Source organism: Bradyrhizobium sp. (assembly GCF_035570375.1).
Classification (GTDB): Bacteria; Pseudomonadota; Alphaproteobacteria; order Rhizobiales; family Xanthobacteraceae; genus Bradyrhizobium.
The window spans coordinates 66,797-73,105 of sequence record NZ_DATMLW010000225.1 but is presented as its reverse complement, the minus strand read 5'-3'; the positions used below and the strand labels follow the sequence as shown (position 1 = coordinate 73,105).

The following is a 6,309-nucleotide window of genomic DNA, read 5'->3' as shown; positions in this document are numbered from 1 at the left end:
GCGTCTCCGGCAAGACAGTGCCGCCCCCAGGCCGCGGCGCAGGTGCCGCCTCCTGCTTTTGCTCGGGAGCTGGACCGGCGCCGCCTTGCGGTGGCGCAGGTTCGGCGGTCGGAGAGGCGGCGGGTTGCGGCGTCGCCGCGGCGGGCGGCGCTTGAGTTTCGTTTTCGCCCTGTGCCAGGACCGGCGCGCTTGAGACAGCCATCCAGACCAGCGATGAGACGGATAGCGATGAAACAGATAGAAAAGTGTTGTGGCGAAGCCACCGAAACAGACGGTGATGCATGAACGATTCCTGACCTGGATTTTCGCGCAGCCAGCGACACGAGGTGCGGCGTGCGCGACGGGAGAGGCTCCGCACCGGCTGGCGAGCGGACTAGATCCGCAAGCGCCATGGGAGCCGAAGCGGCGGGGTCAGGAAATCGGTGGTCCGCGCGAGTAGAAGGCCGCCCGCGGTCGTTGCGGCAGGCCAGGCTCATGCTCGATCGTCTGATCGATCGGCGCCTCGGCCAGGGCCAGCGGCAAGGCCGGCGGCGCGGAGTTGAGGGCATGAGCAATGGCGCCCGCGGCCATGCAGATCGGACACAGCAGATCGGCCGGGTCACCGTCGTGATGACCCGGGGTCTGCCCGTCGTCAGACGGGGCAATGGTGGCTATCTGCGAGGCAAGGCGATGCTGGAAGCCCTTGCCGTCGATGGCATGAATGTGGCCAAAGGACAGGCCGAGATTGATGGCGAGCGCAAGGAGCGCCAACCACGAACCCCGCCTGATATGGTCACGAAACCAGCGCATTACGGGCCGAGCCAATTTTTCGTCAGACTTCGCAAGCTCAGCCATTCTAGCCGGCTCACCAAGGCGGTCAATCGCACGGGGTCCTTGCCGCATCAATCGCAGATAGCAGATAGCGGTGCCGCAGGTCACAATTTCGTAGCTGGGTTCGCGGAGTTGTCGGTCGATAGGTCGCCTTATGGCCCACAATCGGACGCCGCCAGCCATTCCCGAGCCGACCGGCCGTGAGCTTTATTCCGCAAACGGGAGCGGAAAGCCTTGTGTTTCCTTGTCGGAACCCATAGCTGTAGAGATGTTCGATTAGCCGCTGTGCCTTTTTGAATGGGCCTGCGGGCTCTTCCCAAAGACATCGACCAGTTGAATGGGATCGCGTGATGGTCACGCGGGATATGCTTTGGAGAAGAAAATGCCAACAGGTACTGTCAAGTGGTTCAATGGCCAAAAGGGCTTCGGCTTTATCCAGCCTCATGATGGCGGAAACGATGTGTTCGTCCACATCAGCGCGGTCGAGCGGGCCGGTCTTTCAGGCCTCGCCGAAGGCCAGAAGGTCAACTTCGAGATCAAGGCCGACAAGATGCGGGGCAAAACTAGCGCGGAAAACCTGTCGCTTACTTGAGCATCTCGCGCCGTTCACGGATGTACTGAAATGGTGATACAGCCCGCTCAATCCTGCGATTGAGCGGGGGCTTTTCTCGTTGCTGATCTGGATGAGAAGATGACCCAGAAGAAAACCGCTCAACTTTCCCCCGAAAGCATCGCCCGCGCCGAACGGCAACGTCTCGCCGTGGAAGAAGGCGCGCGAGCGATGGCTGATATCGGGCAACAGGCGATTGCGATCCGCAAGAATATGGAACGTCTTCGCGGCTTAAGGGAAGCGAGGGAGGCAGAGGAGGCGCGAACTTCGGCGCCGGTTCTGCCGACTGGGAAAAAGAAGCGCAAGCGGGCATTTTCGAATTAGCTCGAAGGTCGGAAGCGGATTCGCCGGCCAAGCCGCGAACACCGCGCCATCAAGACCAGTTTCCTCGACGAGGCTGAGTTGACGTCCTCGCCGCAATCGCCCGCTCTACTTCCGTCGCAAGAACCCGGAAGTGCTCCGAAAATTTCTTGAACAAATCACGTTCTGCCCTGTCGTTGTCAAATCCCGGATCAGTTCGCAGTCGGCGACCTGTGTTTGGAGTTGTTCGAGGTGCGTTTGCATGTCTTCGAGATCGAAATCAGGGCGAGCACCTTCTGCTGCCGCGATCTTCGGAGCCAACTTGGTCGAACGGTACGCCATACGATGGTCATTCATGTTGGTGAACATAAGTTCCCAACGTGAAGCCGACTTAACAGATATTGGGCGATTTCGCGGCAGGGGAATTCACCGCGAGACCGCGAATATTCGCTCTTGTTTCTGACGCTGGCGGTACTCCTTGCTTGCGGAGCGAGGACAGGGCAGCAGCCGATTGCGTGCAGAGGAATGTGCTCTGCACGCGCTCCTCACATCCAATCAGCGCCGAGTGGTAAATTCTTCCGCGGCGCGGCGGTGCTCCCAGTTCGCGCGCTCCAGTTCGGGCCGGTCGAACTCTGCGTTGGGGTAACCGAGGCAGAGATAGCCGATGAACTTCCAGGATTTCGGCACGACAAGTATTTCGCTCACCTTTAGCGGATCAAGTATCGATACCCAGCCAAGGCCTATTCCCTCGGCGCGCGCGGCGAGCCACAGCGAGCAGATCGCCGCGACAACCGAATATTCGGTCGTTTCCGGCATCGTCATGCGGCCAAGGCCGTGACCAGTTTCGCTCGATTTCTCCGCGAATACCGCCAGATGGCCGGGCGCCTCTTCGAGCCCGGCGAGCTTGAGCATGGCGTAGCGTGCCGCTCGTTCGCCTGAATAGGAATGCAACGCTTTCGCATTGCAGGTCTTGAAATTCTCCATGATGGCCCGCCGTCTCGCCTGATCCTCGACGATGACGAAACGCCAAGGCTGGCTCAAGCCGACCGAAGGCGAGAGGCAGGCGATGGCGATCAGGTGCTCCATCGCGCCGCTCGGGAGCGGGTCAGGACGGAAGCGCCTCACATCGCGGCGCCACATGAAAAGCTCATGTAGCTGACGCCGAAAGGCTTCATCGAATGATACCGTCACGGTTACGGTTCCGTCTCGAGAAGAGCTGCCACCATCAGTACAATCGTGATTTCGCCAATCTGCTCCATCGCTCCAAGTATATCGCCTGTTTGTCCTCCGACATGGCTGATGGCGAGCCAACCTGTTATCAGTCCGGCAAGCACCAACAAGATCGCTCCGATGACCGCACCACTCGGACCGAGACCGAAAATCAGGCAAAGCATCCCCAGACCCATAGCGATGATTGCGCTTTGCCCTGATGGCTGTCCGGCTCCCGCCGAAAGCCCGTCTGATCGCGCCGGCGGGACCAGCCACATGAACATCGGCAACGCGGCGCGGGCCGCTGCATGCGAAACCGAAAGGGCTGCCGCAACCGGTCCCGGCTTGCCGATCGCCGCCAGCGCGCTCCATCGCAACGCGAGCGATATGACAAGGGCGCAGGCGCCGTAAGTGCCGATCCGGCTGTCCCGCATGATATCGAGCTTGCGATCGGATGTCCTGCCGCCGCCGAACCCATCGGCGGTATCGGCGAGGCCGTCCTCATGGATGGCACCGGTGATGAGCACAGTACCCGTCACCGCGAGCATCGCGGCCGGGCCGGCCGTCAAGCCGGTCATGCGCGCGACGGAATAGATCGCCGCCCCGCCGAGGCCCACGAGAAGCCCGGCCACCGGCAGTGCCCAGCTTGCGCGCGCGATCTCACCATCATTGACCGGCGCTTGCGGGCCAACGGGGAGGATCGTGGAGAGCGCGAGGGCAATCCGGATGTCCGTCACGATCTTTGCGAGAAAGGCGAAATGGTTCATCTCAGTCAGACCTTCGAACCGCCATCCCGTTGCCGAATATCATGAGTTTGCCGCAAGCGACCTACTTCAGCTTCATCGGCAATCCGGCCACTACAAACTCCACTTCTTGTGCTGCGCCGGCAATCGTCTGATTCATGTGACCCGCCGCATCGCGAAACTCACGCGCCAACGCGTTGTCCGGCACAATGCCAAGCCCGACCTCGTTCGTGACCAGGACGACGGGGCTGCGTTGGCGGGTCAGCGCGGCAGCAAGATGCACAACCTCGTCCATCCAGCCGCGTTTCGCGTGAAGCACGTTGGACAACCAAAGCGTAAGACAATCGATGAGCCTGGCGCCGCCGCCATCGGTTTCGTTCAGCGTCTGCGCCAGCTCAAGCGGCACCTCCCGTTCGATCCAGCCGTTTCCCCGTCGCGCGCGATGTCTGGCAATGCGCTCCGCCATCTCGGCATCGAGCGCCTCGGCCGTGGCAATATAGACGGGCTGTCCCGGAAAAGCCCGCGCGCGAGTTTCGGCGCGCCGGCTTTTTCCCGATCGGGCTCCTCCCGTGATCAAGATGATGGACATGATTGTCTCCCGTAAGGCCAGCACTAACCACCAAACAACGGTAAAAACAAAGCCGAAATCCAGCCAATTGGGCTTGCGCGGGGTCGATGTCTTCGCGCATCAGGGGCGAGCGGACGCAGGAGGCGCGGGTGGAATTTGCCGGGGCCATGGCGGTGGCGATGATAGTGGACGCCGCGCTCGGTTGGCCGGAGGGGCTGTTCGTCCGCATCGGTCACCCCGTCGCCTGGCTCGGCAAGCTGATTGATGTCCTGGACAAGGGCTGCAATCGGAGTTCCGATCCGTCTGCATTGCGGCGCGCGGCAGGCGTTGCGGTGGCGCTTTTCGTCATCGCGCTGTCGGTGGCTGTGGCCTGCGCCCTACAGGCGCTGTTGATCCCGGCATGGAGCCGCATCGTGCTTGTCGGTATCCTGGCATGGCCGCTGGTCGCGTTGCGCTCGCTCCATGATCACGTGGCCGCGGTATCACATCCCTTGCGCTCCGGCGATCTGGCGCTCGCGCGTATGGCGGTCGCGCAAATCGTGGGCCGCGATCCGGCCGCGCTCGACGAGGCCGGCATTGCGCGAGCGGCCATCGAGAGCCTCGCCGAGAACACCTGCGACGGCGTCGTCGCGCCGGTGTTCTGGGGCGCCTTGTTTGGGTTGCCCGGAATTGTCGGTTACAAGGCAGTCAATACGCTGGATTCCATGATTGGCCATCGCACATCGCGTCACGAATCCTTTGGCTGGGCCGCAGCTCGGATCGACGACGTTGCGAATCTCATACCGGCACGCCTGACCGCTTTGCTCTTTGCGCTGCTCGCGGCGCGGCCATCGATTGCGATGTCGTGCATGATGCGAGACGCAAAGCGTCACCGCTCGGTCAACGCGGGCTGGCCGGAAGCCGCAATGGCCGGCGCGCTCGGTGTGCGGCTCAGTGGCCCCCGGATCTATGACGGCATCGTGGCGGAAGAACCCTGGCTGAACGGCGCAGCGCGCGATCCGCACGCCGCAGACATCGAGCAGGGGCTGAAACTCTATCGCCGTGCCATGATTCTGCTCGCCGGGCTGCTTTTGATCCTGGCTTTCGCGTGAGGGAGCGGGGCATGCCGGAGCACGGCGGAAATATCGATATGGCGATGCAGCGCTTCGGCGGTCGCGCGCATGACTGGATTGATCTTTCGACCGGCATCAATCGGAATCCTTACCCCGCGGGAGACGTGCCATCCGAATGCTGGAATGCCCTGCCGTCGCGGTCCGAGATCGAATCCCTTCATCGGGCGGCGCGAGGCGCTTACGGCACGCAAGCATCCATCCTGGCGACCAGCGGCGCACAGGCGGCCATTGGTCTTTTGCCGCACCTTTCATCCCGTGGCCGCGCGCGCATCCTTGCGCCCACCTATAGCGAGTACGCGGCGGTGTTTGCGGCCGCCGGCTGGGATGTGGCCGAGACCTTTCGCCTCGAAGCGCTAGCTGGAGCCGATCTTGCCGTCATCGGCAATCCCAACAATCCTGACGGACACCATCATGATCCGGAGCAATTGTTCGCGCTTGTGCCGCGCCTCGGCCGGCTTGTGGTCGATGAGAGTTTCGCTGATGCCGTTCCGCATCTGTCGCTGGCGCCCGAGGCGGGACGGCCTGGTCTATTGATCATACGATCGTTCGGAAAGTTTTACGGGCTTGCCGGTCTGCGGCTCGGTTTCATCATCGGTGGCGAGGCCGAAATCGCCAGGCTTGCCGCAATGGCTGGTCCGTGGCCGATTTCGGGCGCGGCCATTGCAATCGGCAAGCGCGCTCTTGCGGACCGCGGCTGGGCGGAAGCGACATCGGCGCGCCTTGCAGGCGATTGCATGCGGCTCGATTCCGTGGTGAAGCGGCTCGGCTGGATCCTGGTTGGAGGGACACCGCTGTTCCGGCTCTATCAGACTGGCGACGCAAAAGTTGCACAGGAGCGGCTCGCACGCTCGCACATTTGGTCAAGAATCTTTGTGGAGAGGCCGGGATGGCTGCGGCTCGGCCTTCCGGGCAACGAGGCCGAATGGGCGCGCCTGGCTTCTGCGCTCGCGCGTTGAT

The 6,309-nt window shown here is 62.3% G+C and carries 8 protein-coding genes and 1 pseudogene; 4 read left to right on the top strand and 5 right to left on the bottom strand.

Going from position 1 to position 6,309, the window contains the following annotated elements; genetic code table 11:
- Both VNX23_RS24730 and VNX23_RS24725 read right to left on the bottom strand, forming a co-directional pair.
- Positions 1–283 (bottom strand): annotated as a pseudogene (locus VNX23_RS24730) (hypothetical protein); the annotation flags it as partial.
- A 128-nt stretch (positions 284–411) separates the two neighbouring features.
- Positions 412–750, bottom strand: coding sequence for a hypothetical protein (locus tag VNX23_RS24725; protein ID WP_325634191.1), 339 nt, complete (start codon positions 748–750; stop codon positions 412–414).
- Positions 751–1,192: 442 nt separating this feature from the next.
- Between VNX23_RS24725 and VNX23_RS24720 the strand changes: the two genes are divergently transcribed.
- Both VNX23_RS24720 and VNX23_RS24715 read left to right on the top strand, forming a co-directional pair.
- On the top strand, positions 1,193–1,402 hold the full coding sequence (locus VNX23_RS24720; RefSeq protein ID WP_325634190.1) for a cold-shock protein: 210 nt from the start codon (positions 1,193–1,195) through the stop codon (positions 1,400–1,402).
- Positions 1,403–1,501: 99 nt separating this feature from the next.
- Complete coding sequence (locus VNX23_RS24715; protein WP_325634189.1) at positions 1,502–1,744, top strand: transcriptional regulator; 243 nt, start codon at positions 1,502–1,504, stop codon at positions 1,742–1,744.
- Between the two features lie 531 nt (positions 1,745–2,275).
- Here VNX23_RS24715 and bluB read toward each other — a convergent pair.
- The 3 genes from bluB to cobU all read right to left on the bottom strand — a co-directional run bounded on the left by bluB (position 2,276) and on the right by cobU (position 4,261).
- A complete protein-coding gene (bluB, locus tag VNX23_RS24710; RefSeq protein ID WP_325634188.1) occupies positions 2,276–2,911 on the bottom strand; it encodes a 5,6-dimethylbenzimidazole synthase in 636 nt (211 codons plus the stop codon).
- A 2-nt stretch (positions 2,912–2,913) separates the two neighbouring features.
- Positions 2,914–3,696, bottom strand: a complete 783-nt coding sequence (locus VNX23_RS24705; RefSeq protein ID WP_325634187.1) for an adenosylcobinamide-GDP ribazoletransferase — start codon at positions 3,694–3,696, stop codon at positions 2,914–2,916.
- Positions 3,697–3,757: 61 nt separating this feature from the next.
- A complete protein-coding gene (gene cobU, locus VNX23_RS24700; RefSeq protein ID WP_325634186.1) occupies positions 3,758–4,261 on the bottom strand; it encodes a bifunctional adenosylcobinamide kinase/adenosylcobinamide-phosphate guanylyltransferase in 504 nt (167 codons plus the stop codon).
- Positions 4,262–4,407: 146 nt separating this feature from the next.
- Between cobU and cbiB the strand changes: the two genes are divergently transcribed.
- Entirely contained in the window at positions 4,408–5,331 is a 924-nt protein-coding gene (gene cbiB, locus VNX23_RS24695; RefSeq protein ID WP_325634193.1) for an adenosylcobinamide-phosphate synthase CbiB, read from the top strand.
- A gap of 11 nt (positions 5,332–5,342) precedes the next feature.
- On the top strand, positions 5,343–6,308 hold the full coding sequence (cobD, locus tag VNX23_RS24690) for a threonine-phosphate decarboxylase CobD (protein WP_325634185.1): 966 nt from the start codon (positions 5,343–5,345) through the stop codon (positions 6,306–6,308).
- Position 6,309 lies beyond the last annotated feature (1 nt).

Excerpts from the sequence above, each read along its gene's own strand:
- cobU (WP_325634186.1), bottom strand. The coding sequence starts at position 4,261 with ATGTCCATCATCTTGATCACGGGAGGAGCCCGATCGGGAAAAAGCCGG.
- VNX23_RS24705 (WP_325634187.1), bottom strand. The coding sequence starts at position 3,696 with ATGAACCATTTCGCCTTTCTCGCAAAGATCGTGACGGACATCCGGATT.
- cbiB (WP_325634193.1), top strand. The coding sequence starts at position 4,408 with ATGGCGGTGGCGATGATAGTGGACGCCGCGCTCGGTTGGCCGGAGGGG.
- cobD (WP_325634185.1), top strand. The coding sequence starts at position 5,343 with ATGCCGGAGCACGGCGGAAATATCGATATGGCGATGCAGCGCTTCGGC.
- VNX23_RS24720 (WP_325634190.1), top strand. The coding sequence starts at position 1,193 with ATGCCAACAGGTACTGTCAAGTGGTTCAATGGCCAAAAGGGCTTCGGC.
- VNX23_RS24715 (WP_325634189.1), top strand. The coding sequence starts at position 1,502 with ATGACCCAGAAGAAAACCGCTCAACTTTCCCCCGAAAGCATCGCCCGC.